This window comes from Bradyrhizobium genosp. A (assembly GCF_049949275.1).
Lineage (GTDB): Bacteria > Pseudomonadota > Alphaproteobacteria > Rhizobiales > Xanthobacteraceae > Bradyrhizobium.
Genome location: NZ_CP188196.1, coordinates 806,152 through 832,353, shown reverse-complemented (window position 1 = coordinate 832,353; position 26,202 = coordinate 806,152). Strand labels below are relative to the sequence as shown.

24 protein-coding genes are annotated in these 26,202 nt (G+C 63.7%); 12 read left to right on the top strand and 12 right to left on the bottom strand.

The features are described 5' to 3' along the window. The first annotated feature begins 13 nt into the window (after nucleotides 1-13). Complete coding sequence (gene lepA, locus ACP2YP_RS03835) at nucleotides 14-1,825, top strand: translation elongation factor 4 (protein WP_426422385.1); 1,812 nt, start codon at nucleotides 14-16, stop codon at nucleotides 1,823-1,825. A 291-nt stretch (nucleotides 1,826-2,116) separates the two neighbouring features. On the opposite strand, the gene ACP2YP_RS03830 is transcribed toward lepA, so the two are convergent. The 3 genes from ACP2YP_RS03830 to ACP2YP_RS03820 form a co-directional block, all read right to left on the bottom strand. Then, entirely contained in the window at nucleotides 2,117-3,370 is a 1,254-nt protein-coding gene (locus tag ACP2YP_RS03830; RefSeq protein WP_426422383.1) for a serine hydrolase domain-containing protein, read from the bottom strand. Between the two features lie 123 nt (nucleotides 3,371-3,493). Next, nucleotides 3,494-3,910 (bottom strand): methyltransferase family protein, encoded by a 417-nt coding sequence (locus tag ACP2YP_RS03825; protein WP_426422381.1) that lies wholly within the window; start codon nucleotides 3,908-3,910, stop codon nucleotides 3,494-3,496. A gap of 197 nt (nucleotides 3,911-4,107) precedes the next feature. Next, a complete protein-coding gene (locus ACP2YP_RS03820; RefSeq protein ID WP_426422380.1) occupies nucleotides 4,108-4,797 on the bottom strand; it encodes an aspartate/glutamate racemase family protein in 690 nt (229 codons plus the stop codon). A 299-nt stretch (nucleotides 4,798-5,096) separates the two neighbouring features. Between ACP2YP_RS03820 and ACP2YP_RS03815 the strand changes: the two genes are divergently transcribed. Next, entirely contained in the window at nucleotides 5,097-5,891 is a 795-nt protein-coding gene (locus ACP2YP_RS03815) for a L,D-transpeptidase (RefSeq protein ID WP_426422378.1), read from the top strand. Nucleotides 5,892-5,999: 108 nt separating this feature from the next. Here the strand turns inward: ACP2YP_RS03815 and ACP2YP_RS03810 are convergent, their stop codons facing one another. Both ACP2YP_RS03810 and ACP2YP_RS03805 read right to left on the bottom strand, forming a co-directional pair. After that, the gene (locus ACP2YP_RS03810; RefSeq protein WP_426422376.1) at nucleotides 6,000-6,278 is read right to left on the bottom strand and encodes a hypothetical protein; all 279 of its coding nucleotides are present in this window, start codon (nucleotides 6,276-6,278) and stop codon (nucleotides 6,000-6,002) included. Nucleotides 6,279-6,447: 169 nt separating this feature from the next. After that, entirely contained in the window at nucleotides 6,448-6,864 is a 417-nt protein-coding gene (locus tag ACP2YP_RS03805) for an SRPBCC family protein (RefSeq protein WP_426422374.1), read from the bottom strand. Nucleotides 6,865-7,065: 201 nt separating this feature from the next. Here ACP2YP_RS03805 and ACP2YP_RS03800 point away from each other — a divergent pair, with 201 nt between their 5' ends. Continuing rightward, nucleotides 7,066-7,275 (top strand): GDCCVxC domain-containing (seleno)protein, encoded by a 210-nt coding sequence (locus ACP2YP_RS03800; RefSeq protein ID WP_426422372.1) that lies wholly within the window; start codon nucleotides 7,066-7,068, stop codon nucleotides 7,273-7,275. A 31-nt stretch (nucleotides 7,276-7,306) separates the two neighbouring features. Here the strand turns inward: ACP2YP_RS03800 and ACP2YP_RS03795 are convergent, their stop codons facing one another. From ACP2YP_RS03795 to ACP2YP_RS03785, 3 genes are all read right to left on the bottom strand, one after another. Further along, nucleotides 7,307-7,486 carry a tetratricopeptide repeat protein gene (locus ACP2YP_RS03795; RefSeq protein ID WP_426422370.1) on the bottom strand — a complete coding sequence of 60 codons (180 nt, stop codon included), beginning with the start codon at nucleotides 7,484-7,486 and terminating at the stop codon, nucleotides 7,307-7,309. 45 nt (nucleotides 7,487-7,531) lie between these two features. Beyond that, on the bottom strand, nucleotides 7,532-8,887 hold the full coding sequence (locus ACP2YP_RS03790) for a serine hydrolase domain-containing protein (protein WP_426422369.1): 1,356 nt from the start codon (nucleotides 8,885-8,887) through the stop codon (nucleotides 7,532-7,534). A 179-nt stretch (nucleotides 8,888-9,066) separates the two neighbouring features. Then, on the bottom strand, nucleotides 9,067-10,677 hold the full coding sequence (locus tag ACP2YP_RS03785) for an amidase family protein (protein ID WP_426422367.1): 1,611 nt from the start codon (nucleotides 10,675-10,677) through the stop codon (nucleotides 9,067-9,069). 20 nt (nucleotides 10,678-10,697) lie between these two features. Here ACP2YP_RS03785 and ACP2YP_RS03780 point away from each other — a divergent pair, with 20 nt between their 5' ends. After that, complete coding sequence (locus ACP2YP_RS03780) at nucleotides 10,698-10,865, top strand: GNAT family N-acetyltransferase (protein ID WP_426422358.1); 168 nt, start codon at nucleotides 10,698-10,700, stop codon at nucleotides 10,863-10,865. A gap of 77 nt (nucleotides 10,866-10,942) precedes the next feature. Here the strand turns inward: ACP2YP_RS03780 and ACP2YP_RS03775 are convergent, their stop codons facing one another. Beyond that, entirely contained in the window at nucleotides 10,943-12,718 is a 1,776-nt protein-coding gene (locus ACP2YP_RS03775) for a B12-binding domain-containing radical SAM protein (RefSeq protein ID WP_426422356.1), read from the bottom strand. 310 nt (nucleotides 12,719-13,028) lie between these two features. On the opposite strand from ACP2YP_RS03775, the gene ACP2YP_RS03770 reads away from it, so the two are divergent. Next, nucleotides 13,029-14,180, top strand: a complete 1,152-nt coding sequence (locus tag ACP2YP_RS03770; protein WP_426422354.1) for an acyl-CoA dehydrogenase family protein — start codon at nucleotides 13,029-13,031, stop codon at nucleotides 14,178-14,180. Between the two features lie 176 nt (nucleotides 14,181-14,356). Here the strand turns inward: ACP2YP_RS03770 and ACP2YP_RS03765 are convergent, their stop codons facing one another. Then, nucleotides 14,357-16,516 (bottom strand): putative bifunctional diguanylate cyclase/phosphodiesterase, encoded by a 2,160-nt coding sequence (locus ACP2YP_RS03765; protein ID WP_426422352.1) that lies wholly within the window; start codon nucleotides 16,514-16,516, stop codon nucleotides 14,357-14,359. 446 nt (nucleotides 16,517-16,962) lie between these two features. Between ACP2YP_RS03765 and mepA the strand changes: the two genes are divergently transcribed. The 5 genes from mepA (at nucleotide 16,963) to modC (ending at nucleotide 21,104) form a co-directional block, all read left to right on the top strand. Further along, nucleotides 16,963-17,907, top strand: coding sequence for a penicillin-insensitive murein endopeptidase (gene mepA, locus ACP2YP_RS03760; RefSeq protein ID WP_426422350.1), 945 nt, complete (start codon nucleotides 16,963-16,965; stop codon nucleotides 17,905-17,907). A gap of 333 nt (nucleotides 17,908-18,240) precedes the next feature. Continuing rightward, nucleotides 18,241-18,744: a hypothetical protein gene (locus tag ACP2YP_RS03755; protein WP_426422348.1), complete on the top strand. Its 504-nt coding sequence runs from the start codon at nucleotides 18,241-18,243 to the stop codon at nucleotides 18,742-18,744. A 186-nt stretch (nucleotides 18,745-18,930) separates the two neighbouring features. After that, nucleotides 18,931-19,716 carry a molybdate ABC transporter substrate-binding protein gene (modA, locus tag ACP2YP_RS03750; RefSeq protein ID WP_426422346.1) on the top strand — a complete coding sequence of 262 codons (786 nt, stop codon included), beginning with the start codon at nucleotides 18,931-18,933 and terminating at the stop codon, nucleotides 19,714-19,716. A 27-nt stretch (nucleotides 19,717-19,743) separates the two neighbouring features. Continuing rightward, the gene (modB, locus tag ACP2YP_RS03745; protein WP_426422345.1) at nucleotides 19,744-20,439 is read left to right on the top strand and encodes a molybdate ABC transporter permease subunit; all 696 of its coding nucleotides are present in this window, start codon (nucleotides 19,744-19,746) and stop codon (nucleotides 20,437-20,439) included. Nucleotides 20,440-20,441: 2 nt separating this feature from the next. Then, entirely contained in the window at nucleotides 20,442-21,104 is a 663-nt protein-coding gene (gene modC / locus ACP2YP_RS03740; RefSeq protein WP_426422344.1) for a molybdenum ABC transporter ATP-binding protein, read from the top strand. 173 nt (nucleotides 21,105-21,277) lie between these two features. Here the strand turns inward: modC and ACP2YP_RS03735 are convergent, their stop codons facing one another. After that, nucleotides 21,278-21,538 (bottom strand): PepSY domain-containing protein, encoded by a 261-nt coding sequence (locus ACP2YP_RS03735; protein WP_426422343.1) that lies wholly within the window; start codon nucleotides 21,536-21,538, stop codon nucleotides 21,278-21,280. A gap of 291 nt (nucleotides 21,539-21,829) precedes the next feature. Next, on the bottom strand, nucleotides 21,830-23,623 hold the full coding sequence (locus tag ACP2YP_RS03730; RefSeq protein ID WP_426422341.1) for a potassium/proton antiporter: 1,794 nt from the start codon (nucleotides 23,621-23,623) through the stop codon (nucleotides 21,830-21,832). 214 nt (nucleotides 23,624-23,837) lie between these two features. Between ACP2YP_RS03730 and ACP2YP_RS03725 the strand changes: the two genes are divergently transcribed. Both ACP2YP_RS03725 and map read left to right on the top strand, forming a co-directional pair. Beyond that, nucleotides 23,838-25,154 carry a mechanosensitive ion channel family protein gene (locus ACP2YP_RS03725; RefSeq protein WP_426422339.1) on the top strand — a complete coding sequence of 439 codons (1,317 nt, stop codon included), beginning with the start codon at nucleotides 23,838-23,840 and terminating at the stop codon, nucleotides 25,152-25,154. A 185-nt stretch (nucleotides 25,155-25,339) separates the two neighbouring features. Continuing rightward, nucleotides 25,340-26,158, top strand: coding sequence for a type I methionyl aminopeptidase (gene map, locus ACP2YP_RS03720; protein WP_426422337.1), 819 nt, complete (start codon nucleotides 25,340-25,342; stop codon nucleotides 26,156-26,158). The last annotated feature ends 44 nt before the right edge of the window (nucleotides 26,159-26,202 follow it).

Below are 26,202 nucleotides of genomic sequence, written 5' to 3'. Positions count from 1 at the left end.
GTATCCCGCGCCCATGACGACCGTCCCCATTTCCAACATCCGCAATTTCTCCATCGTCGCCCATATCGACCATGGCAAATCGACGCTGGCCGACCGTCTGATCCAGATGACCGGCGGCCTCTCCGACCGCGAAATGGCGGGCAAGGAACAGGTGCTCGATTCCATGGATATCGAGCGCGAGCGCGGCATCACCATCAAGGCGCAGACGGTGCGGCTCGCCTACCGCGCCAAGGACGGCAAGGATTACATTTTCAACCTGATGGACACGCCCGGCCATGTCGACTTCGCCTACGAAGTCTCACGGTCGCTGGCGGCCTGCGAGGGTTCCCTGCTGGTCGTCGACGCCAGCCAGGGCGTCGAAGCGCAGACACTCGCCAACGTCTATCATGCGCTCGACGCGGGGCACGAGATCGTTCCGGTCCTGAACAAGGTCGACCTTCCGGCCGCAGAGCCCGAGAAGGTCAAGCAGCAGATCGAGGACGTCATCGGCATCGACGCCTCCGACGCCGTGATGATCTCGGCCAAGACCGGCCTCGGCGTTCCCGATGTGCTGGAAGCCATCGTCACCCGCCTGCCGCCGCCGAAGGGCGATCGCGATGCAACCCTGAAGGCGCTGCTGGTCGACAGCTGGTATGACGTCTATCTCGGCGTGGTCGTGCTGATCCGCGTCGTCGACGGCGTCATGAAGAAGGGCAGTCGCGTGCGCATGATGGGCACCGGTGCTGCTTACGACATCGAGCGCGTCGGTTTCTTCACGCCGAAAATGACGCAGGTCGACGAGCTCGGCCCCGGCGAGATCGGCTTCATCACCGCGGCGATCAAGGAAGTCGCCGACACCCGCGTCGGCGACACCATCACCGACGACAAGAAGCCGGTGACCGAGATGCTGGCGGGCTTCAAGCCGGCCATTCCCGTGGTGTTCTGCGGCCTATTCCCTGCGGACGCCGATGACTTCGAAACCTTGCGCGCGGCGATGGGCAAGCTGCGCCTCAACGACGCCAGCTTCTCCTACGAGATGGAAACGTCGGCCGCGCTCGGCTTCGGTTTCCGCTGCGGCTTCCTCGGGCTGTTGCATCTGGAGATCATCCAGGAACGTCTGTCGCGCGAGTTCGATCTCAACCTGATCGCGACCGCGCCGAGCGTGATCTACAAGATGCGCCTGACCGACGGGCAGGAAATCTCCATTCACAATCCCGTCGACATGCCCGACGTGGTCAAGATCGAGGAGATCCAGGAGCCCTGGATCGAAGCCACGATCCTCACCCCCGACGAATATCTCGGCAGCGTGCTGAAGCTCTGCCAGGACCGCCGCGGTTCGCAGAAGGAGCTGACGTACGTCGGCTCGCGCGCGATGGTGAAATACGATCTGCCGCTGAACGAGGTGGTGTTCGATTTTTACGACCGCCTCAAATCGGTCTCCAAGGGCTACGCCTCGTTCGACTATCATCTCACCGACTACAAGGCGGCCGACCTGGTCAAGATGCAGATCCTTGTCAACGCCGAGCCGGTCGATGCGCTCTCGATGCTGGTCCACCGCACCCGCGCTGAGGGGCGCGGCCGCGCCATGGTCGAGAAGATGAAGGAGCTGATCCCGCCGCACATGTTCCAGATCCCGATCCAGGCGGCGATCGGCGGCAAGGTGATCGCGCGCGAGACCGTGCGCGCGCTGCGCAAGGACGTCACCGCGAAGTGCTATGGCGGCGACATCACGCGTAAGCGCAAACTTCTGGAGAAGCAGAAGGAAGGCAAGAAGAAGATGCGGCAGTTCGGCAAGGTCGACATCCCGCAGGAAGCCTTCATTGCCGCGCTGAAGGTGGATAGCTGAGGCCGATCAGGGTCCGGCCCGCCGGGGCCGGACACCGCAAATCTCGAAAACAACCCCATGCACAGTAGCCGACGCCTTGCCGGCATTGCACTTTTTCGATTTTTACGAATATCGTTTGACTCGTCGGGCAAAACACCGGCATGATAGCATCATGGCAGTGGTCAACTTGATTCGATTGTAATGACGAAGCTTGACGGGCTTCGCTTCCGCCTTCGCTCCTTGAGCTACGGCTGACAGGTCGCTCTCCCCATCTCACGAGCGTTGCTGCTGTCATGCAACGCGCCCAAATCATCATGGCCCGAACTGTTGAAGCACCGCGAACCACAACGCGAGCGGTTCTCTGAGGGCTCCGGGCTCGGACGGCTTCTGGCGAACGGCAGTGTGCACCATGACGAGCTTCGAGGCTGGATCGACCAGGATGACCTGACCGCGTATGCCGAGCAGAGCAAATCTGCGCTGCTCGCCAGGGAGTATCCACACCTGATAGCCGTAGCCGAAATAGGGTGTGGCTACCCGCGGAGCGAGATGGCCATCGCTCGGTCTGACGGTCGTGGCATCCAACAGCCACTGCCGGGGGATCAACTGACGACCTTCCCAAGCGCCGTCGTGTGCGAATAACCGGGCCAGGCGCGCATAGTCACGCAAGGTTGCGTTGAAGCAGCAAAAAGCAATCTCTTGCCCGCTACCGTCGATCGCCCACGAGGCATCCGCTTCGGTGCCGATTGCATCCCAGATGCGGTCGTGGAGATAGTCGGCAACCGGCGTGCCCGTGGCGGAGCGCAGGACCAAGCCTAATATCTCGGTCTCCACGCTTGCATAGTGCCATCTGGTACCCGGCGGTGCGGTTCGGGTATTGAATTGCGCGATGATGCCGGCGGGATCTTTTGTCTCTTCGACGAAAAGGGCGCGCCCAAGCCGGGCTATATCGTCGTGCCCGTCATAGACTTCCGAAAACTCGACGCCCGACGACATGTTCAACAAGGCTCGGATGGATGTGTTTCCATATTCCGTTCCTGCAAGATCAGGGACGTAGGTTGAGACGAGGTCGTCGATCGACTTGATCCGTCCCTCCGAGACCGCGATCCCGACCAGCATGGACACCAGCGTCTTGGCCATCGATTGCGAAAGAAAGCGGTCGTGATCGGTCCGCGAATATTGATAGTGCTCATACAAGATGGTGTCGTCCCTGGCGATCAGGAGTCCTGTCACCGGGTTGCGCTTGAGGTAATCCGCGATGCTCAGCCGCTCCGTGCCAAAGCTGTAGGCGATCGATGGCTCCGGCGCGCGTTTGAATTGCCAAGGCGTCGCCGCGCGACCGATCGGGCGCGCGGGGTAGATCTCGTCGAAATGGCTGTAGACCCCGACGAGCTTGTCAAGCTGTGTGGTGGTCGCCCGCGTACCGATTGGATAGCCGGAAGCCGCGCCGTAAATATCAGCATTGGGGCCGCTATCCGAAAAAGTCGGTCCCGCCTCGCCGGAAGTGCTTCGGACGTCCTTTGCGCATGCCAAGGCCGCCCAGACCGCGGAGACGAGAATGACAGGCAAGAAAAGCCCGCCGCAACCGCGCGGCCTGCAGCCCTTGCGAAACCCATCGCCTGACGGCCGGTCGCAGCTCGAGGATGATGTTCGATGGGGTTTCGCTTTCGCTTTATCCATCCGAGCTTGCTCTCACACCCAGCGCCGCACGCGCGCGACGTAGTCGTCATACTCCGCTTGGAACTGGCGGCGCATCTTGGCTTCCTCGAACGGGATATGGACCCAATTGGCCGTCGCGAACACCGCGACAGGCGCAATAAACATGGGCCAGGCGCCGACCCATATCGCGATGCCCAGAGCGAGAATCACGAGGCCCAGATACATCGGGTTGCGCGTGAACTGGTAGGGGCCGCTGGTAACCAGCTTGCGATTTGTCGGCGACGTTGGTTGGATCTCGGTGTCCTCACGCCGGAACAGAACGAAAGCCCAGACTGGAGCAATGAACGCCAGGGCGACCAAAGCCACTCCCAGCAGCGGAAGCGGGAAGCCCGGAAGCGCCGGCCAGCCGAGCGACCAACTGAGCACCGCGCACAAGACCAGGTAGATCAACGTCCAAATCGGCGGAGGGAGTCGGAGCATGGTCGAACCACCTGGGCCGGATGCCCGGTTACGATGCCGGAGCGCTGGTAACGCAAGAGTTTGTCCACTTTGGGCCGAATTCGTCCAGGATGACGGCGCCTTCCCTGACGAGATTGGGTTCGGGGTATTGGCGAATTGAACCAGCGCCAAACCCAGCCACACCACTTTCACCCGATCGCGAAATCGGCCGCTGTCTCCGCGTGGATGGCCGTCGTGTCGAACGTCTCGACCGATGTATCGGCGGCCCCCACCAGCATCGTGATCTCGGTGCAGCCGAGGATGATGCACTCTGCACCGCGCCCGACCAGCGCGGCCATCACGTCCTGATAGCGGCGGCGCGAGGGCGCGGCGACGATCCCGAGGCACAGCTCGTCGTAGATGATGCGGTTCACGTCGGCGCGCGCCTCAGCGGGCGGAACCAGGACCTCGAGATCATGCGCGCGCAGACGATCGATGTAAAAATCCTCCTCCATCGTGAACTTGGTGCCGAGCAGCCCGACCCGCCGATATCCTTTTGCCCGAATGCGCTGCGCCGTTGCGTCGCCGATGTGAATGAATGGAATGCTCACGCTGGACACGATATCGGGCGCGAGCTTGTGCATCGTGTTGGTGCACAGCACGATCGCACTGGCCCCTGCGCTTTCGAGCAGCTTGGCCACCTCCGCCAGGCTCGCCGCCGCCTCCGCCCAGCGGCCGGCATATTGCATCTCCTTGATCGCCTGGAAGTCGTAGGAGTACAGCAACAGCGGCGCCGAGTGCAGCTTGCCCATGCGATCGCGGACGCGCTCGTTGATGAGCTTGTAGTAGAGCGCGGTGCTCTCCCAGCTCATGCCGCCGATCAGGCCAATGGTTCGCATCTGCGGTGCCTTTCGAAATCCGACGAACCCGGATCGTAGACGAAGACACCAAGGCCCGCCATCACGATCCGGAAGAAACGACTGGGAGCTTGCCCCTATGAAGACATCGAGCCTTCATTTCTCGCGCCGCGCAGCCACGACGCTGTGGTCCAATGATCCTGTCGCCCCGATGCGCACGGTCGGAGAGGTCCCCGGCAAGAGTTGGCGTTAACGACGTTTAATGGTTCCAACGAAATCGCTTCGAAGTTTCTTAAATTTTGCCGGGTACCTCTTCAAGGCATAATGACTTGGGGAAAGACATGAGTAAGCGGGCCAAACGTGGAAAGGCAGGGACGTTCGCACTACCGATGGTCGCGAGAGTTGCCATTGGCGCCGTGGCCGTCGCCGCATTAGGGTACGGCTTGCTGTCTCGTCCGGCGAGCCTGCAACCGATACGGAAGCCATCCGCGCACGAAGCCCTGGCATCATCAACTCCGGTTTACGTGTCGAATCCTGCTCATGTATCAGCGCCAGCTGCGGCTCTGGTTTCGGCCCCGACGCCTCTGGTCGAACCACCAAGAGCCGCTGACGGTCCCGGAGCATTTGTCCGGCAGGTGGTTGACTACGCCAGCCGCCAGACGCCGGGCACCGTGATCATCGATACCAAGAACACATTCCTTTATTTGGTTCTGAACGACACGCAAGCGATGCGCTACGGCATCGGTGTCGGCCGCGAAGGTTTCGCATGGTCCGGCGAACAGACTGTGGCCCGTAAAACAGAATGGCCGGATTGGCGTCCGCCTGCAGAGATGGTTCTGCGTCAGCCTTATCTGCCGCGGTTTATGGCAGGCGGTCCCGGCAACCCGCTCGGCGCCCGGGCGATGTATCTGGGCGAGACCGAATATCGAATTCACGGCACCAACAAGCCCGATACGATCGGGAAGCGGGTTTCGTCCGGCTGCATCCGCCTGACCAATGAGGACGTCGCGGATCTTTACGAGCGGGTGAAAGTCGGGGCGAAAGTGATCGTGCTTCCGGCAGCGCCGTCGAGCCGGCCCTTGGCAACCAACGCGCAGATGCTGTCCTCTGGACCGAAGATCGCCGAGGTCCGGTAATTCAGTCCTCGGTTTTCGGTCCTCAGTCTGCAACTAACTCCGGTTTGCCTGAAGGGATCTTTGGTGCGATCTCCACGCCCTGAGCGTTGATTTGCTCGGACGACCGTATCACGCGCTGACGCGGTCGCCCCACTGGTCCTGATCGTAGAAGCGCAGGATGCGGACAAAATCGGCCATGCTGGATCGATTCTGGTTTTCGGCCATCGCCGCAACCTCAGGATTGGACGCGGGCTGGCTCCCTTGCCAAAACCGCACCAGGAGCTCGGCGATGTTTCTCATGGCGTGCTCCCTGAGCCAGGTGTGGCAGTAGACACCAATTGCTGCGGCATCGCGCCGTTCGATCAGGAGGAGGCCGGCGGGCGCTACGCCGCCGACCTTGTCCCGCAACTGCCGGCTCGTGGGCCGGTTCCGTTGCTTTTCACTCTGCGTTCACTGGTAGCACCGGGAACGTGGTTGACGCCATTGTGCGCGGGTATGACGTGACCATACTGAGGTAGGTCCGGACTAGTGAAACGGGATAGGTCGACCAAGCGTCGGTTTAGTGACCGGCTCAGCCTTACGACGCCTTCTGCTTCGCCTCGACGTATCGCGCGAAATTGGCGAGGATCGCCTGCCAGCCGCTTTGCTGCTGCTCGATCGAGTGGGTCTCTTCGCCATCGAAGACGACGCGGACGACGACGGCCTTCGGACCGGGCACAAATTCGACTTCAGCCTTGCGGTCGCCAAACGCATATTCGATCAGCTTGTGCTCGACGATCGTCGTGTAAGTACCGGCGAAGTCAAAACCCATGCTGCCGTCCTTGGCCTCCATGCGAGACGAGAACACGCCGCCTTCGCGCAGGTCGACCGTCGCCTTGGTCGTATGCCAGTCGTCCGACGCGGCGTTCCACTTCACGATGTCGGCAGGCGTCGTATAGGCACGCCAGACCTGATCGATGGGGGCGGCGACGCTGGTTTCGACGGTGATCCTCATGGGTATTGCTCCAGTTCGATTTTGACGGCTCGAGATGACGACATCACTTCACGTGTGTGGGGTCCATGCCAGCACGTCCGCGAAATGTCCACCCAAGGACGGTCGAGACCAACCCTTGCCGACATGGCCGAGCCGTCAATGTGGTAAAAAATGCAAAACGTGCTATCTCCCACTTTTGAGGCTTCTCAGAGCAGCCCGGCCATGCAATTACAATCGACCCTGACCTGTCCCGCATGCGGCCACAAAGCCACAGAGACCATGCCGACCGACGCGTGCGCGTTCTTCTACGATTGCAAGGGTTGCGGCACCAGGTTGAAGCCCAAGGCGGGCGACTGTTGCGTGTTTTGCTCCTACGGCAGTGTGCCGTGTCCGCCCATTCAAGAGACTGGCAAGAGCGCGTGCTGCGGTTAGGGCCTCCGCGTCGGCGCCGAGAGCTCGTCATTCACGCAGTCCATCTTGATGCCGTATGACCTCTCGGGCGTTGTTTGTCCATGGTGGCGACCGATTGCTTGAACAGCCGCTCGGCGTCGGCGTTGCGTCCCTGACGCGCGTAGAGTGCGGCCAGATTGTTCAGCGCCTGCGCGACATCGGGATGAGCAGGTCCGAATGCCTTCTCGGTCACTGCCGTCGCTCGCCATCGGGGGCGGCAATCGCTGAACCAGGACCGCTAAAAGCCCGCCTTCACGATTGCGCGCAGTAGTCCCGCGTTGCTGAAACCGATATCCTCGCGCGTCATCCCCATGCGCAGGATCACCAGCTTGCGCGAGGGGATGATGGCGATCACCTGGCGGAGATGCCCTTCCATCATGAAGGTGTCGGCGGGGAGATCATAGCCCAGGCCCTTGGCCAGCCAGATCTGTCCGCGGCCGTAGACCGGGCCGTGGCCCTCGTCGGACACGGGAGAGGGTGACCGCATATAGTCGACGAAGCCCACGGGAAGAAGCTGCTGGCCGTTCCATTGCCCGCCCAAGCGCAAAAATTCGCCGAACCGCGCCCAATCGCGCGCGGTGGCAAAGAGAAAACCTTCGCCGCGAAACGTGCCGACCTCGTCGGCCTCGAGCACGGCGCTGGTCATGCCCAACGGATTGAACAACCGCTCGCGCGGATAGGAGGGAGCGCCCTCGCCGACCGCGTCCTGCCAGAGCCGCGTCAGCAGGACGGTCTGGGCGCCGGAATAGTTGAATCGCGTTCCCGGCGGCGTGTCCAGCGGAAGGCCCCGCGCGAAAGCTGCGGTATCCCGCACCAGAAATTCCATGCGCCCGGGATCGGTGATGCGGCCCTCGGCTTCGCTCCATTTCAGCCCGGCGGTCATGGCCATCAGATCGGCGATCGAGATCTCCGCGCGTCCGTCTCCGGCCCATTGCGGAAATAGATGCTTCTGCTCGAGCGACAGTTTTCCATCCTTGATGGCCATGCCGACCAGAGCCGCGGTGACGCTCTTGGTCATCGACCAGCCGTGCAGCGGCGTTGTCGCGCCAAATCCCTCGCCATAGGTTTCGGCGATGATACGCCCGTCATGGACGACGACGATGGCGCGCATGCCCGGGCCTTGCAGAGCCGGATCGTTCACCGCCGCTTGCAAGCGTGTGTTCTCGGACACCTCCACCTTCTCGCCGGCGGGCCAGAGCGCATCCGCGCTCGCCCTGGGCGGAAGCGGCTGTGCCGCAGGGCGCTTCCAGGACTGGTCGTCCATGACGTTAGTGCAACCCCGGCCCTCGACATATTGGGCGTGACGTCTGGCGATGAACCCGAGAAGGGCGGCATCGACGCGGTGTTCAGCAGGGCTGACGTCGACCTTCACCAGATGAAAGATCTGATAGCCGAGGGCCAGCAGGTCGGCTTGCACGATCGCGTCCACCTCGCGCCTGGCCATGAAGACATTCGAGCAGACGGTCTTCGCCGTACCAGCGGTAACGAGCTGCAAGACGTCTTGGCGGGCGATGACGATCCAGGCGCCTAACCCCACGATCGTCAGCGCCAAAAGGCCGACGACGACACCGAAAATCCTGAGCGCCAAACGCATGATCTTTCACCCGTGCCGGGACGCTTTCTACTACAGCGGGAATACAGTTCCAAGGCACTCGCCCATGGCGGTCGAACGACCTCGGCGATAAAACAGCGCTTGCGGGACACTGGACGCACGGCCGATGGCATTCTGGATAGCTGTTACAGTTGGATCGGCGATCGCCTATCTGCTCGGCTTCAGAGCGCCGGCAGACCGGGCGGCGGCTTGCGCATGTTCGAGGCCTGCTCATAGGCATAGGCGAGGCGCAAAAGCTTGTGCTCGCTCCAGGCACGGCCCGCGAAGCTGACGCCGAGCGGATAGTCCGGCGTGTCCTTGCCGTCGGCCCCCGAGACGAAGCCTGCGGGCACCATGACGCTGGGATAGCCTGCCTTGGCTGCAATTGCTGCGCCGGTCGCACCGGGGAACAGGACGGCGTCCAGCTTGTGCTGGTTCATGTAGGCGTCCATGCCGTGCGTCCTGGCCGCGAGCAAATCCATGGCACGTGCGGATTTGTACTCGCGCTCGCTCAGATCGCCTTTGGTGAGGTCAGCGGCGAGAAACAGGTCCTGGCCGAAACGCAACGCCCTCTCCGCGTGCGCCGCGTTGAAGGCGATGATATCGGCCATGGTCTTGATGTCGGTATTGGTCGCCCAATCCTTCAGATAGAGGTTAAGACTGTTTTTCAGCTCGTAGAGAAACACGATCGGCGCGCCGGTCGGATTGCCCTTGTTGCTGCTCAGCGGATTGCGGTTGAGCACGGCCATGCCGGTGCCCGGCCCGGCGATCCAGCCGCGCGTCGGCATGTTGGCGCGCACGATGACGGCACCGAGATCCTCCATCACTTTGATGACGTCGGCCATCAGCCTGGCCCCGTCGGATGGCAACTTGCCGTAGTAGCAATCGTTCAGGGGGTCGGCAGGGTCGCTCGGCACGCCGATGCGCGCGCCCTTCATCGCATCGCGCGCGAGGTCGGCCGTGTAATCGGCCGGCCTGCGCTGCCGCTCCGTCATGGGATCGCGCAGGTCCTTGGTGGCCAGCACATTCAGCAGCATTGCCGCGTCGCGCACCGTGCGCGTCATCGGTCCCGCGGTGTCCTGGCTGTGCGCGATCGGCACGATGCCGGCGCGGCTGATCAGCCCGACGGTCGGCTTGACGGTGACGAGGCCATTCCGGCTGGCAGGATGCAGCAGCGAGCCCGACGTCTCGGTGCCGATCGAGGCCGCACACAGGCCTGCCGCCACGGCTGCCGCCGAACCCGAGCTCGATCCGCCCGGCTGCACGACCGGAATGCCGTGATCGCCCATCAGCGCCGGCACGAAAGGGTTCTTCACCTGGCCGCCCAGCGAGGAATAGCCGCCAGGCATCTCGATCGCGAGGATGTTGGCGAACTCGGTCAAATTCGCCTTGCCCAGGATCACCGCGCCGGCCTTGCGCAGCAGCTTGACGATTGTGGCGTCCCTCTTGGCGCGCGCGCCCTCCAGCGCCAGCGAGCCCGCGGTCGTCGGCTGCTTGTCGGAGGTCGCGATGTTGTCCTTCACCAGGATCGGCACGCCGGCCAGCGGCCGTTTGGCCGACGGCCTGGTGCCGTCGAGCTTGGCTGCGATCGCGAGCGCGTCGGGATTGAGCGCGCGGACAGAGTTCAGCGCCGGCCCAGCACGGTCATAGGCCGCGATCCGCGCGAGATAGGCTTTTGTGAGCGCCGCGGCGGTGACCCGGCCGCCGGCCAGGGCATCGACGATGTCGCTCAACGGCGCGTCCTCGAGCCTCAGCTCGGCCGGCGCCGCCGCGCTGCGGGTTGGCTTCTTCATCGCGTGCCTCTCAAGCGAAAATGATGGCGCAGGTCGAGCACATCGCACGCGCCCGAAACATTCTCGCATTGACGGTTCCATCATCGGTCACCGCCGAAAAATTTTACGCCCGGCTCGGGTTCAAGGCCGTGCGCGACAGCTATCATGGTGACGAACGCACGATCATCATGGAGCGGTTACTCAAATGACCCGGTGCGGACCTCGTGCTGCTTCATTTAAAGTGGAGCGTCCGGTGGCGCCGCCGCGCAAATTATCGGAAGCGCAATTATCCTGCTCCATGCGTGAGATCGAACACCTTTTTCTGGTGAGCCGCGGCTTGCTTTGCACTCGAAGTTTGCGTCAGCAACTGCAGCGCGCCCTCGTCATCATCATCCATGCGCGACAGCGCGTGATCCCTATAGTTCAAACGATCAGGATTCCGAGAAATCCTGATACCCAGAGAGGCAAGCCGTGACAGAGCAGCAATAGTCACTGCCGTCTTGCGCATGAGCTCGAACGTCAGCTTTGGCCAGAACAAGAAAGCGCTCTCGGCGGGAAGCTCGGGGCGCCGTTCGGAAGGATGACGCAAGCGCATGATCCCGCTCTGTAGCGGATGAACTTTCTCAATCCTGTTGGTCAACGAAAACGTAAGCAGCAGCTTCACCAGGCTGCTCATATTCACGCCGGTCGCTGCGCCGCGCAGCAGCAGCGTCTTCATGTGCTCGGGCGTATAGTACAAGGCCCAGGCATCCCGATAGATCGCCTTCCACTCGTCTTGCGACATGCGGGAATGCGCCGTGCATACGTGCTCGAGGTCATAATTGTTAAGATCGGGATCCATCGGGATTTTGGCAATCCAGAGATTCTTGTGATCCTCCGAGCCTGGCAGCGGCGTGAGGCAAAAGAACTCGAGAATATCAATCGGCAGCTCGCGCTTGATGATTTCAATATCGTTGCGGATGGATTCAGGCGTATCGGCGGGGAATCCCAGGATGTAGCCCGCAAGCGTGAGGATGCCCTGATCTTTCCAGGCCAGAAGCATATTGCGATATTCGGTGATCTTGTTCTGCCGCTTCTTTGCCGCCAGGAGATTGTCGGGGTTGATGTTCTCGAGCCCGATAAACACGCGCGTCACGCCGGCGCGCTTTGCCTTCTCGACAAAATTCGGAATCTTGTGACAAAGCGTATCCACCTGGATCAAAAGCCCAAGGGGAATGCCCTGGGATTCCCGCAGCCAGATCAAGCGGTCGAGGATTTCCTCCCAATGCTTGTTGCGCGCAAAATTATCGTCGGTGATGAAATACTTGTAGACGCCTTGTTTCCAATTGCTTCTGACCAGCGTCTCAACATCGTCTGGCGACCGGAAGCGCGATTTGCGTCCCTGCACATTGATGATAGTACAAAATGAGCACTGGTAGGGACAGCCGCGTCCGGCATCGAAGCTGGTACTCAGACCCAAGGTCCGCCTGACGTTTTCAATGGGAAGGAAGGGCGCCGGCGTGCCTTCAATGCCGGGCAAGTCGTTGAGGAAATTGTAGGTCGGCTGGAGCCTGCCGGAAGCGGCCTCTTGCAGGACGAGATCGAGGCGACCTTCCGCCTCGCCGGCAAAAAGGGAAACGCCCATTGCACGGCTGGCATCAAGATCGACCGCCCTGCCGTCGAGCATCGACAAACAACCCGAGACGTGAAACCCACCAATCGCGACCTGAATACCGGCCTTGCGGAGCGGACGGGCAATATCGAGGGCGCGTGGGTACTGGTTCGACTGCACGCCGACGAGCATGACCAAGCCAAAGTTATCGTGCCGCGAAAAACGTGCGACCAGCTTTGGAATGTCGACCCTGGCGCTGAATTCATCGGTCGCTTCGATATCGAACTCAACATCGGGTCCCAGCACATGACGTGCCAGGCTTTCCTGAGCAATTCCATACACGCTGGCGAGCGAATTCGAGGGGATCGCCGCCCGCCACCACCGGATCACATATCCGTCTTCGCCATAATGTGACGGTTTGACCAGGACCAGCTGGAATCGCCGCTTTGGCTGAACGAGCGAGGGAGACATTCGTCATTTCCTCTTGGGACCCTTGCAGCTAGCACGTTTAGACAGGGGAAGTCTTGTCCGAACCGGGTCATTCTCCGCGGATTTAGCGGGCATTACGCGCCGATTGATGTCCGCTTTGCTTCAGCTTGCGTCAATCGGGCGACGGCTTCGCGGCAATGAGTCCACGCTCCGGATACCGCGGCGAGATCCCGCGCGTCGCGCTGACGCGTCGCCCGGCAATGACAGCCGCAGCACCTTGATCCTCCCCGCCAAATAGACCACCATCGCGGCATTGACCGCTCACACCAAGAATGGGCGAGGAAACACTGACATGAACGCGACTCCGGGGTTTGGCCTGGTCGAGCGGGCGCAGGCCATCGCGCCGCTGATTGCGGGTGAGGCCAACGCGATCGAACGGACGCGGCGGCTGACGCCGGATGTCGTCAACGCGCTGATCGAGAACGGGCTCTATCGCGCGCTGCTGCCGCAGAGCCTGGGCGGCTCGGAAGCACCGCCAGACATCTTCATGCAGATGCTGGAGGAGATCGCGAAGGCCGATGCGTCCACGGCCTGGTGCCTCGGCCAATGCAGCGTCTGCGCCATGATCGCAGCCAGCCTCGACCACAACACCGCACACGAGATCTTCAACACCGCCCCCGGCATCCTCGCCTGGGGCGCGGTTGCGCATGAGGCGCGCGCAGTCGAGGGCGGCTACCGCGTCAGCGCGCGCTGGGATTTTGCCTCGGGCTCGCGGCAGGCAAGCTGGCTCGGCGCCCATGTTCGCATCGTCAATGCCGACGGGACGCCGCGCAAGAACGCCGACGGCGCGCCGGAGATGCGCACCATCCTGTTCCCGCTCGCGAGTGCCATGATGCATGACGTCTGGCAGGCGATCGGGCTCGCCGGCACCGGTACCGATTCCTATGAGGTGCGCGACCTCTTCATCCCCGATCGCTTCGCCGCATTCCGCGACGTGCCGGGCGCCTTGCGCGAGCCGGGCCCGCTCTACCGGCTTCCCACCGGCTCAACCTTCAGCCTCGGCTTCGCCGCGGTCTCGCTCGGCGTCGCGCGCGCGACGCTCGATGCGGCGATTGCGCTGGCGCGCGCAAAGCACCAGTCATTGGCGGCAAGCGCCATGCGCGACAACCAGGCGGTCCAGGGTCTGATCGGCCGCACCGAAGCGGATTTGCGCGCCGCTCGCGCCTATCTCTATGCGACGACAAATGCGATGTGGCGCGATCTCTCGGCGACCCGCATGTTCAGCCCGGCGCACCGCAGCGCAGTTCGCCTTGCATCGACCTGGACCATCCAGCAATCGGCCAAGGTGGTCGACACCGCCTATCACATGGCCGGTGCCACCGCCGTATTCCGCAGCAATCCGTTCGAGCGACGTTTTCGCGACATGCATGCGATCACCCAGCAGATCCAGGCGCGCGACACGCATTACGAGGACGTCGGCAAGGCGATTCTGTTGGGCGGTTGAGACGGAGTAATAGCCGCAAGGCCGGTATGCTCCCTCCCCCGCGCGCGGGGGAGGGTTGGGGAGAGGGTTTCTCCGCAATCGAGACCCCCCAAGAGGCGAGAGCCCTCACCCGGCGCTTCGCGCCGACCTCACCCGCAAGCGAGAGAGGTTAACCGAGAGAGCGGTGCTTCCCTTACTCACGCCACTAGCGCGGTGTCCCCATCGATGCCGCGCTGCGCCTTCAAGAGACTGATGATCTCGGCATTCGGCCGGGCCTTGCTGAACAGAAAGCCCTGGCCCTCGTCGCAGCCCTCGGTACGGAGGCAGCTCAGCTCGGCCTCGGTCTCGACGCCCTCGGCGGTGATGATGACGCCGAGGCCTTTGCCGAGGCTGACGATGGAGCGGATGATCGCCTGCGCCTCGCGATTGGCGCCGAGGTCGCGGACGAAGGACTGGTCGATCTTGATCTTGTCGAACGGAAAGCTGCGCAAATAGCTGAGGCTGGAATAGCCGGTGCCGAAATCGTCCATCGAGATGCGCACGCCGAGTGCGCGCAGCGCATGCAGCGTCGCCAGCACCTGCGCGCTCTTCTCGAGCAGCAGCGTCTCGGTGATCTCGAGCTCGAGCCGCCGCGGCGGCAGGCCGGAATGCTTCAGCGCGTCCGTCACCATCGAGAGCAGATTGCCGCTGCGAAACTGGAGCGGCGACAGGTTGACGGCGACACGGACGTCGTCGGGCCAGGTCGCGGCATCCAGGCAGGCCCGGCGCAGCATCAGTCCGCCCAACGGATTGATCAGCCCTGTCTCTTCCGCGACCGGGATGAACTCGGCCGGCGAGACCATGCCGCGCTCGGCATGCGGCCAGCGCACCAGCGCCTCGAAGCCGGTGATGCGGCCGCTCTGGAGATCGATCAGCGGCTGGTAATAAGGCCGCAGCACGTCGTTCTGGATCGCGTCGCGCAGCTTGACCTCGATCTTGCGGCGGCTCTGCGCTTTCGCGTCGAGCGCGGCCTCGAAGAAGGCGAAGGTGCCGCGCGCATCGGATTTTGCGCGCGACAGCGCCATGTCGGCGCTCTTGAGCAGCTTTTCGGACTCATCGCCGTCGCCGGGCGCCATCGCGATGCCGATGGAGGCACCGATCACCACGGAATGGCCGTCGAGCAGGTAGGGATCGGCGATGGCCTCGAGCAGACGTTTTGCGAGTCGCACCGCATCTTCCGGCCGGGTCAACCCGCTCTGCACGATGGCGAACTCGTCCGAGTTGAGCCGCGCCAGCGCGTCTTCGTCGCGCAAGGTCGAGCGCAGCCGCTTGGCGACACCGCGCAGCAGCTTGTCGCCGACCGCGTGACCCAGCGTGTCGTTGACCGCCTTGAAATTGTCGAGCCCGAGCATCAGCACCGCGACCTTGTCGAGGCTGCGCCGCGAATGCAGCAGCATCTCGTCCATGGTCTGGCGCAACAGATTGCGATTGGGCAGGCCGGTCAGCCCGTCATGCTGGGCCATGAAGGCAAGCCGCGCCTCGGCGCGCTTGCGTTCGGTAATGTCCATCAGCGCCAGCAGCACCGCCGGCCGCTCGGCATAGGTCAATTCGCGGGAATAGATCGCCAGATCGATCAGCGCGCCGTCGGCCTTGACGTGCTTCCAGGTGCGCGCGGCCTGCTGCTCGCCGGTCGGATCGGTGGTCCAGGGCGGCTCGCTGTCGAAGGCCTGCAGGGAGCGGATATTCAACTTCTCGAATTCGGCCCGGCTATAACCGTAATGCGCGACCGCGGCATCGTTGACGCCGAGGATGCGCTCGCCGTCAAGCGCGCAGACGATCATGGGGACGGGATTGCCGTCGAACAGCAGGCGGAACGAGGCCTCGCGCTGCTTCAATTCGGTGATGTCGACGCGCAGGCCGACCACGCCGCCGTCATCGGTGCGGCGTTCCTCGATCAGGATGACACGGCCGTCAGACAGCGTCTGCTCGTGGCGCTTGCCGGGCTCGTAGAGCTTCTTTAGCCGCTCGGCGATCCATTCGTCCTCGTGGCCGGCCGCTTCCGGATAGTCGCCGCGGGCAACGCCGACGCGCAGCGTGTCTTCGAGCCGCGCGCCTTCCCGGAACAGATCCGCGGTCTTGCTGTAGATCTCGGAATATTGCTTGTTCCAGAGGACGTAGCGGCCTTCGGGATCGAGAATCACGATGCCCTGCGGCAGCAGGTCGACGGCCTGGCGCAGCCGCTCATGCGATTTGCGCGCCTCGGCGATGGCCGCTTCGGCGTCCGCGCGGCTCTGCGCGAGTTGGCCGCGTTCGACGGGCGAATGAGGCGCGCGCGCAAATCGCGGCTGGCGCGGCTGTCGGCCGCCCCAGGCAAGCACGTTGCGCTTTCGCTTTTTTGTTTTTTTAGACCCCAAACTCAACTTCACACGTCCTAACCGCGCCCAGCGGACGCAAGTCTTGCTCCAAGTGTCTGAAAGAAAAGTAATCTTGGGTGGTCTCGCTCCCGAGAACGCGCCTTGCGGCGGCCGGGGCGCCGGAGCGTTTTGCCTGTTTGCGAGGCGCGACAAGCGTCATCGGGCGCGTCGAACCTGCTTGCTCGTCGCGATCGGTGAGAGAGGAGACGCAAAAACGCGCAATCTCCATGAATCAATTCCGGAACGCAGGCCGCTTGCATGCAGGAGGCAAGCGCATCTCGTTCCGCGCACGAATTTTCGTCAGTGCAGGATAGAGTTATCGCGCCGTTAAAAATCCAGCCGCAGCGGCGGCCAGGGGGAACGCGGCGCGCGTCGACCCTGGCGCGGCATTGGGCTATAAGGATGTCAGCATGAGTCCCCGCCGCATCGCCCCTCTCCTGCTTGTGATGACGCTCCTGGCCGCCGGCGCCGCGCTGGCCCAGGACAAGGGCAGCGTTAACCCGAAGCCATTGCCGCCGCTCGCCAATCCGAACGATCCCAAGATCGGTGCCAAGGAGCTGTTCGCGCGAAAGCTTCTGCCCTCAAGTGGCCCTGCGCACATCATCGGCTCGTACACCAAGGGCTGCATCGGCGGCGCCGTCGAGATGTCGATCAACGGAGATAATTGGCAGGTGATGCGGCTGTCGCGCAATCGCAACTGGGGCCACCCGGACACGATCGCGCTGATCAAGCGGCTGGCCGCCAAGGTCCACAAGGATGCCGGTTGGCCGGGAATTCTGGTCGGCGACATCGGCCAGCCGCGTGGCGGTCCTGCATTGTCCGGCCATGCCAGCCACCAGATCGGGATCGACGCCGATATCTGGCTGACGCCGATGCCGGACCATCGCCTCTCGCGTGAGGAGCGCGAGGAGATGTCGGCGGTGATGATGGTGCGCCAGGACCGGCTCGACATCGACCCGAAGGTGTTCACGCCAGGCCAGGTGCTGTTGCTGCGCGATGCGGCGCAGGAGCCGGCGGTGCAGCGCATCTTCGTCAATCCCGCGATCAAGAAGGCGCTGTGCCGCGAGGCCAAGGGCGACCGCTCCTGGCTGTCGAAGATCCGGCCGTGGTGGGGCCACGACTATCATTTCCACATCCGCATGCGCTGCCCGGCCGGCGCCGGTGAATGCCGGGGCCAGCCGTCGCAATCCGGGGACGAAGGCTGCAAGGCCTCCGATTTCGCCTACTGGTTCAGCGAGGGCGTGCTGCATCCAAAACCTCCGCCGGAGCCGCCGAAGCCGAAGCCGCCGATGACGCTGGCCCAGATGCCGGCCGCTTGCAAAGCCGTGCTGAACGCGCCCGATGCGAAGCCGTAGAGCGCGCGGATGGGCAGGCTGCCGCCTCATCCACCGCCGTCGTCCCGGAGCGCGAAGCGAGCCCGGGACCCATAGCCACATGGAGTGGTTGTGGCACGAGCTGATTGCTCCGAGCCTTCGCCAAACACCTTCCTGTGGTTATGGATCCCGGGCTCGCGCTGCGCGCGCCCCGGGATGACGAACTAGTTGGTTGGTTCGCACTACCCAAATGCGCTAGGATCGCCCTGCCGCTGGGCCGTAAGCCCGCGGCATTCCGGGATGCGCATCCTGTTCGCCAACGAAGCCTGACTGAAAGCCCGCGCGGCCGTCGCGTGGCCAACGATGAGATTTGACATGCGCGTCCTCGCTCTCCTTGCCGTGCTCTCGCTCGGCGCGACCTCCGCTCTGGCTGCCGAAGAGCCGAGCGGCTGCGACAAGTTCAAATGGCCGATCGAGCGCGACCGTGCCGCGCTGACCGCGCCGGACCGCGCCAAGCTGGCGTCGGGAAGCGAGCAGGCCGCGGTCCCGGCATCGGCGATCACGCTGGGGCTGGTCGCGCCTCAGGAGGCAAAGCTGCCGACGCCGCCGGAGCGGGCGCCGAAGGACGGCACCTTCGCCGGCTTCACCAGCATCAAGGCCGCGAAGGCCGGCCTCTACACGGTCAGCCTGTCCTCGGGCGCCTGGGTCGATCTGGTCCAGGACGGGCATTTCCTCAAGCCCGTGGCCTTCAGTGGCGCCACCGATTGTGACGGCATCCGCAAGACCATGAAATACGAGCTCTCGGACAAGCCCTTCGTGCTCCAGATCAGCGGCGCCAAGGACAATTCGCTCTCGATTTCGATCCTGCCGGCGCAATAGGTTGGACAAACGGTCGCCTTTGACCTGAGGCGCCGGCCTGCTATCTTCGCAACTGCGATATCCCCGCCGGCCGTAAGCCGTTGCGGGGACACGTGGAACGGCGCTTCCGCCCGTCGCGACTTAAACCCAGCCAACGCCAGATTTGCGCGCGCGTTTATGCGCGCGGGCTCGCACGGAGCGCCATCCATGTATCGCATTGCCGGACTTTTCACCGCCTTCGTCATGCTCGCGGGCGCGAGCCTTTCGCCCGCCGCCGCCGAGGACAAGACCATCACAGTCTTTGCTGCCGCGTCGATGAAGAACGCGCTCGACGACGTCGATGCCGCCTACACCGCCAAGACCGGTGTGAAGATCACCGCGAGCTACGCGGCGAGCTCGGTTCTGGCAAAACAGATCGAGCAGGGCGCGCCGGCCGACGTTTTCGTTTCCGCCGACACCGACTGGATGGACTACGCCCTCTCCAAGAAGACCATCAACGAGCCGACCCGGGTCAACCTGCTCGGCAACAGCATCGTGCTGATCGCGCCGAAAGATTCAGAGATCAACAACGTCACCATTTCGCAGGGCTTTGACCTCGCCAAGCTCGCCGGCGACGGCAGGATCGCGACCGGCGACGTCAAGTCGGTGCCAGCAGGCAAATACGCCAAGGCGGCGCTGGAAAAGCTCGGCGCCTGGACTGCCGCAGAGCCGAAATTCGCGATGGCCGAGAGCGTGCGCGCGGCGCTGACGCTGGTAGCGCGTGGCGAGGCCAATCTCGGCATCGTCTATTCAACCGACGCCAAGGTCGAGCCCGGCGTGAAGATCGTCGGCACCTTCCCGGCGGATTCGCATCCGGCGATCATCTATCCGGTGGCGGCGACCACGACCGCGAAGCCCGAGACCAACGACTATCTCGCCTTCCTGCGTAGCTCGGCCGCCAAGACCATTCTGGAAAAATACGGTTTTAAATTCCTGATCAGCCCGACAACTTAATCTTTCCGACCTGATTTTTACGATTTGATGCCCGACATCTCTCCCGCCGAATGGACGGCGATCCTGCTCTCGCTCAGGGTCGCCGTCATTGCGACGCTGGTGGCAACGCCGTTCGGCATTGCGCTGGCGTGGCTGCTCGCCCGCAAGGATTTTTGGGGCAAGTCGTTGCTCGACGCCATCGTGCATCTGCCCCTGGTGCTGCCGCCTGTCGTCACCGGCTATCTCCTGCTTCTCACCTTCGGCCGCCGCGGCCTCGTCGGCGCCTTCCTGGCTGACCATCTCGGCATCGTCTTCGCGTTCCGCTGGACCGGTGCAGCGCTCGCCTGCGGCGTGATGTCGTTTCCGCTGCTGGTGCGCCCGATGCGGCTGTCGATCGAGGCGATCGACCGCCGGCTCGAGCAGGCTGCCGAAACGCTGGGCGCCGCGCCTTTCAAGGTCTTCTTCACGGTGACGCTGCCGCTTGCGCTGCCCGGCGTGCTCGCCGGCATGGTGCTCGGCTTTGCCAAGGCGATCGGCGAATTCGGCGCCACCATCACCTTCGTCTCCAACATTCCCGGCGAGACCCAGACGATCTCGTCCGCGATCTATTCGCTGATCCAGACGCCGGACGGCGACGCCGCCGCGGCACGGCTGGTGATCGTCTCGATTGTGCTCGCGCTCGGCGCGCTGATCGCCGCAGAATGGTTCGCCCGCCGCGCCACCGCGCGCCTGCACGGGAATTGACCATGCTGCGGGTCGATGTCGAAAAGCAGCTCGGCGAATTCTCGCTCTCCGCATCCTTCGAGAGCGAAGGCCGGGTGACCGGCCTGTTCGGCGCATCCGGTGCCGGCAAGAGCTCGCTGATCAACATGATCGCGGGGCTCTTGCGGCCCGACCGCGGCACCATCGTCATCGACGGCGAGACCGTCGACGACACCGCCGCCGGCATTCATGTCCCGACCTGGCGCCGCCGCATCGGCTACGTGTTCCAGGACGCGCGGCTGTTTCCGCATCTCAACGTCGCGCAAAATCTCGACTATGGACGGTGGATGAACCGCCTTGCGCCCGATCCGGCGCAGCACACGCGCGTCGTCGATCTGCTCGACATCGGCGCGCTTCTCGATCGCCGTCCCGGAAAGCTCTCCGGCGGCGAACGCCAGCGCGTCGCACTTGGCCGCGCGCTGCTGTCAAAGCCGCGCCTGCTGCTGCTCGACGAGCCGCTTGGCGCACTCGACGAGGCCCGCAAGCTCGAGATCCTGCCTTACCTGGTGCGACTGCGGGACGAGGCCAACGTTCCCATGGTCTATGTCAGCCACGACGCCGCAGAGCTGCGCCAGCTCGCGACGCAGATCGTGATGCTCAGGCAGGGACGGGTGACCTCGTTCGGCGGCGTGAAGGTGCTGACGTGAGGGGCGAAGTGACTGTGCCGGTTGGAGCCGCCCCGCCCTTGCCTCACCACCGCAGTCATGCCCCGGCTTGACCGGGGCATCCAGTACGCCGCTGCTTCTCCGTATCGACGAACCGTCTCTGGAATACTGGATTGCCCGCTTTCGCGGGCAATGACAGCGAGGATGTATTGTGTCTACCAGCCGCGATCGACGTTGCGCACGTCGCCGGTTCGGGCATCGACATCGACCTCCATCCAGCGGCCGCGGCTGTCGCGGCCCTCGATCTGCCATTCGTCGCCGGCGAACTCGGTATGCGAAATGGTCATGACGCCGATGTCGGTTGCAACATCGAGCGCGGCCTGCATCGAGATCTGATCGCCCGTGTCATAAGCCATCGCCGGTGCCGCCGATCCCAAACCGATCGCGACGATGGCGGGCAAGATGAGTTTACGCATGGGTTGCTCCTGTCAGATGCGTTGACCGGTACGCGCTAAGAACGGATAGCGCCGCGAGACGTTCCGAAACCGGCGGTCACGAAGCCGCGCAAATCTTCGGCGGTTGCGGCGATTTGGTGGCGGTGTCTGGCGAGAGGTACCACCGTCATCAGAGCGACGCGCGGCTATCTCTCGTGCCCCGGACGCGACGCAGCACGAAGTGATGCGTTGCAGAGCCGGGGCCCACGGTCCTGGGTCCCGGCTCTGCGGCGCAGCGTTTCACGCTGCACCGCGTCCGGGACACGAGAGTGTTTAAACCCCGGCCACCGAGGTCCACAGCTCCGCCAGCTTGCGGCGTAGCGCCTGCGTGCGCGTCTCGGGCTCCGACGTCTCCTCGTCTTCCGGCAGGCGCAGGCCGACGACGTTGACGCGGCCGCCGGAGATGCTGCGTGCCACGAGCACGATGGTGTCAAGCGCGAGCTCGGCGCCCTCCTTCGGCGCGCGGTCGAGATTGACGTCGAAATAATCCGCGAGCGTGAGCTTGCCCTCGTCCTCGCTGACGTTCACGCCGTAGATCTCGGCGAGCTCGGCGAGCGTATGCTCGCCGGAGACCATGAAGTCGCCGAGCAGATGCGGGTCGGGCGTCGAGTCCGGCTGCATGTCGACGAAGAAGCGGTCGAGCGCTTCGGCCTTTTCCGGCGGCGCCAGCAGATAGATGTAGTCGCCGGGCGCGATCGGATCGGCTTCCACAGGCGTCAAAATGCTCTCTTTGCGGATCACCAGGGTCGGCTTGGACCAGGACGGGATCAGGCCGCGGCGGAAATAGAGACTTTTCGGTCGCACCGGATAGCCGACCAGCTGCTGCTCGAGCTGGCCGGGCAGATCCAGTTCGACACGGCGCGGGCCGCGCTCGGCGCGCGGCAGTGCCACGTGGAGCTTGCGCGCCGCGGGCGCCAGCGTCCAGCCCTGCAGCAGCAGCGAAATGATCACGACGACGAAGGCGACGTCGAAATAGAGATAGGCCTTCGACAGGCCGACCAGCATCGGGATCGACGCCAGGAAGATCGCGACCGCGCCGCGCAATCCGGTCCAGGCGATGAAGATCTTTTCGCGCCAGTTGAAGCGGAACGGCGCCAGACACACGAACACCGCGATCGGCCGCGCCACCAGCATCAGGACGAAGGCGACGCCGATCGCCGGCAGCACGCTGGAGCCCAGCCGGCTCGGCGACACCAGCAGGCCGAGCAGCACGAACATCACGATCTGCGCCAGCCAGGTCGCGGCATCGAGGAACGCCACCACCGAATTATGCGCGCGCGTCGGCCGGTTGCCGATGATGATGCCAGCGAGATAGACGGCGAGGAAGCCCGAGGCATGCATGATCTGCGAGCCGCCGAAGATCACGAGCGCGGCCGTGGTCACGAAAGGTGCATGCAGCCCCTGCGGCAATGCGACCCTGTTGAGCCCGATGACGACAAGACGCCCGCCAAGGAAGCCGACGACGGCACCCAGCACCGCCTCTTGTAGGAACTCCATCACCACATGGCCGGGCGAGCTCGAGCCCAGCGAGATGTATTCGACCAGCATCAAGGTGAGGAAGATCGCGAAGGGATCGTTGGTGCCGGATTCGGCTTCCAGCGTCGCACCGACGCGCGGGCGCAGGCGCAGGCCCTGGGTGTGCACCAGCAGGAACACCGCGGCCGCGTCGGTCGAAGCGACCACCGCGCCGACCAGCAGCGACTCCGTCCAATTCAGGTTGAGCGCGTATTTCGCGAACGGCGCCGTGATCAGTGCGGTCAGCAAGACGCCGACGGTCGCGAGCACCACGGAGGGCGCGAGCACGGTGCGGATGCTGGCAAAGCGCGTCTTCAGGCCGCCGTCGAACAGGATCAGGGCCAGTGCCACCGAGCCGACCAGATAGGTCGTGCCGACGTCGTTGAACTGGAGCTGGCCGGGGCCTGCATCGCCCGCCAGCATGCCGATCGCGAGGAAGACCAGCAGCAGCGGCGCGCCGAAGCGCAGCGCGAGCAGGCTCGACAGGATACCGGCCATCACCAGGACGGCGCCGAGCAGAATGGCGATGCTGAAAGAGTCGAGGGAGGCCATCCATCTTCCGGGTACAAATCGCTGGAATGGCATCCTTATCGTCGCCGCACCGGCGCGCCAACCCATTTTCGCCCGCTCGCGGCAATCGGCCCGTGTTTTGCGGCCTTAACGCGCTTCACTTCGCGGTGTATCGATGGCCCGGCCGCTGCCTTTGTGGGATTCTGCGGCGCCTTCGAATCAAACCCTCCCGCCCGTATCCCGACGAGACCGCCCGATGGACATGGACCTCAAAGACGTCATGGAGTTCGTGCAGACCACCGCGCGCAGCGTCGGGGCGGAAATCTCCTCGCCCTGGTTCTACCTGCAATTCGGACTCATTCTGGCGGCGGCCGGGATCGCCTATGCGGCGGAAGCCGCCATTCGCAATCGCGTCGACATGACCTCGCTGGCGATGCGCTGGCCGCTGCCGCTCCGGCACCTCGCCCGCGTGATGGTCTCGAGCGCCTCGACGGCGGTGTTCACCCTGCTCGTGATCGTCTCCCGCGTGGTGATGTATCACGCGACCTGGCCGAGCCGCAGCTACCTCTTGATGGTCGCCGCCAAGCTGGGGCTCGCCTGGCTTGCGATCCGGCTGCTGACCTCGGTGCTGCGCAATGCCTTCTTCGTCAAGCTGGTGTCGGTTGCGGCGTGGTTTGTCGCCGCCCTGTCCATCCTCGGCCAGCTCGATACCACGGTCGACCTGCTCGACTCCTACGCGATCGTGCTCGGCGGGTTGCGGCTGACGCCGCTCCTGGTGCTCAAGGCCGGCGCGCTGTTGATCCTCGCACTGTGGCTCACCAACATCGCCAGCAATTTCGCCGAGAGCAAGATCAACTCGGCGACGGACCTGACACCGTCGGTCCAGGTGCTGCTGGTCAAGATCATCCGCATCGGGCTGCTCGCAATCGCGATCGTGCTCGCGCTCGGCACGGTCGGCATCGACCTGTCCGCGCTTGCGGTGTTCTCGGGCGCGGTCGGCGTCGGCATCGGTATCGGCCTGCAGAAGATCGTCGCCAACTTCATCTCCGGTATCATCCTGCTCGCCGACAAATCGGTGAAGCCGGGCGACCTCGTCACCATCGGCGACAATACCGGGCGCATCAGCGCGATGAAGACGCGTTATATTTCCGTGGCCGCCGGCGACGGCCGCGAGTTCCTGGTGCCGAACGAGGATCTGGTGACACAGAAGGTCGTCAACTGGACCTACACCGACAAGAACACGCTGGTGAAGATCGCCTTCGGCACCAATTACGACGCCGATCCAAGGCTCGTGTGCAAGCTCGCCGCCGAGACCGCGGCCGCCCATCCGCGCGCTCAAAAGGGCAAGCCGCCGAACAGCATCCTGACCGAGTTCGCCGAGGCCGGCATGAAGTTCTCGCTGACCTTCTGGATTGCAGACCCCGACGGCATGGACAACGTCAAGAGCGACGTGATGCTGGCGCTGTGGGACGTCTTCAAGCGCGAGGGCATCCGGGTTCCCTATCCCGTCCGCGAAATCCGCATCCGCGGCGGGGCGCTGCCGGTCGAAACCACCGTAGAAGTCCCGAATTGAGCCTGCTTTCGGGCGCATGGCGGGCTGTGTTCTTTGTTTTGACGCGTTTTCTTCACGCGAACCGGTATCCACTTCGCTCGAAAACGCTCTAGCTAAGCTTGCACGAAGGCCCGCAATCATTAAATTGGGGCCTGAAATCAAGCCTTTCCGCCCATATCGGGCCCGAGCCAGAAGACCAGACCCGCATGAGCTACGTCGAAGCCACCGATACCTCCCTGCGCAAGACCGGACAGATCAAGCTGCATGGCCCGGCCGCCTTTGCCGGCATGCGCAAGGCGGGCGCCCTGGTGGCGAAGTGCCTCGACGAGCTCACCGACATCATCGGACCCGGCGTGCCTACCGATCGCATCGACGAATTCGTCCGCGAGTTCGCCTTCAGCCATGGCGCCTATCCGGCGACGCTGATGTATCGCGGCTACCGGTACTCGACCTGCACCTCGCTCAATCACGTGGTCTGCCACGGCATGCCCGGCGATCGTCCGCTGAAGGAGGGCGACATCGTCAACATCGACGTCACCTTCATCGTCGACGGCTGGTACGGCGATTCCAGCCGGATGTATGCGGTCGGCCAGATCGCCCGCAAGGCCGAGCGGCTGATCGAGGTGACCTATGAGGCGATGATGCGCGGCATCGCCGCCGTGAAGCCCGGCGCCACCACCGGCGACATCGGCCACGCCATCCAGAGTTTCGTCGAGCCGCAGGGCATGAGCGTGGTGCGCGATTTCTGCGGCCATGGCCTCGGGCGCATGTTCCACGACGAGCCGAACATCATCCATATCGGCCGGCCCGGCGAAGGCGTGCAGCTCAAGCCCGGCATGTTCTTCACCATCGAGCCGATGATCAATCTCGGCAAGCCGCATGTGAAGATCCTGTCCGACGGCTGGACCGCGGTGACCCGCGACCGCTCGCTGTCGGCGCAGTTCGAGCACTCCGTCGGCGTCACCGCCACCGGCGTCGAGATCTTCACGCTGTCGGAGCGGCGTGGCGAGAAGCAGATCGGCTGATCTGCGCCGCTCTGCGCCGTCAGTCCAGCGTGAACAATTCCGCG

What these genes read in the sequence shown, in the direction of transcription:
- lepA (WP_426422385.1), top strand. Translation starts at nt 14, where the DNA reads ATGACGACCGTCCCCATTTCCAACATCCGCAATTTCTCCATCGTCGCC.
- ACP2YP_RS03820 (WP_426422380.1), bottom strand. Translation starts at nt 4,797, where the DNA reads ATGCGAACCATTGGCCTGATCGGCGGCATGAGCTGGGAGAGCACCGCG.
- ACP2YP_RS03815 (WP_426422378.1), top strand. Translation starts at nt 5,097, where the DNA reads ATGAGTAAGCGGGCCAAACGTGGAAAGGCAGGGACGTTCGCACTACCG.
- ACP2YP_RS03805 (WP_426422374.1), bottom strand. Translation starts at nt 6,864, where the DNA reads ATGAGGATCACCGTCGAAACCAGCGTCGCCGCCCCCATCGATCAGGTC.
- ACP2YP_RS03800 (WP_426422372.1), top strand. Translation starts at nt 7,066, where the DNA reads ATGCAATTACAATCGACCCTGACCTGTCCCGCATGCGGCCACAAAGCC.
- ACP2YP_RS03790 (WP_426422369.1), bottom strand. Translation starts at nt 8,887, where the DNA reads ATGCGTTTGGCGCTCAGGATTTTCGGTGTCGTCGTCGGCCTTTTGGCG.
- ACP2YP_RS03785 (WP_426422367.1), bottom strand. Translation starts at nt 10,677, where the DNA reads ATGAAGAAGCCAACCCGCAGCGCGGCGGCGCCGGCCGAGCTGAGGCTC.
- ACP2YP_RS03780 (WP_426422358.1), top strand. Translation starts at nt 10,698, where the DNA reads ATGATGGCGCAGGTCGAGCACATCGCACGCGCCCGAAACATTCTCGCA.
- ACP2YP_RS03775 (WP_426422356.1), bottom strand. Translation starts at nt 12,718, where the DNA reads ATGTCTCCCTCGCTCGTTCAGCCAAAGCGGCGATTCCAGCTGGTCCTG.
- ACP2YP_RS03770 (WP_426422354.1), top strand. Translation starts at nt 13,029, where the DNA reads ATGAACGCGACTCCGGGGTTTGGCCTGGTCGAGCGGGCGCAGGCCATC.
- mepA (WP_426422350.1), top strand. Translation starts at nt 16,963, where the DNA reads ATGAGTCCCCGCCGCATCGCCCCTCTCCTGCTTGTGATGACGCTCCTG.
- ACP2YP_RS03755 (WP_426422348.1), top strand. Translation starts at nt 18,241, where the DNA reads ATGCGCGTCCTCGCTCTCCTTGCCGTGCTCTCGCTCGGCGCGACCTCC.
- modA (WP_426422346.1), top strand. Translation starts at nt 18,931, where the DNA reads ATGTATCGCATTGCCGGACTTTTCACCGCCTTCGTCATGCTCGCGGGC.
- modB (WP_426422345.1), top strand. Translation starts at nt 19,744, where the DNA reads ATGCCCGACATCTCTCCCGCCGAATGGACGGCGATCCTGCTCTCGCTC.
- modC (WP_426422344.1), top strand. Translation starts at nt 20,442, where the DNA reads ATGCTGCGGGTCGATGTCGAAAAGCAGCTCGGCGAATTCTCGCTCTCC.
- ACP2YP_RS03735 (WP_426422343.1), bottom strand. Translation starts at nt 21,538, where the DNA reads ATGCGTAAACTCATCTTGCCCGCCATCGTCGCGATCGGTTTGGGATCG.
- ACP2YP_RS03730 (WP_426422341.1), bottom strand. Translation starts at nt 23,623, where the DNA reads ATGGCCTCCCTCGACTCTTTCAGCATCGCCATTCTGCTCGGCGCCGTC.
- ACP2YP_RS03725 (WP_426422339.1), top strand. Translation starts at nt 23,838, where the DNA reads ATGGACATGGACCTCAAAGACGTCATGGAGTTCGTGCAGACCACCGCG.
- map (WP_426422337.1), top strand. Translation starts at nt 25,340, where the DNA reads ATGAGCTACGTCGAAGCCACCGATACCTCCCTGCGCAAGACCGGACAG.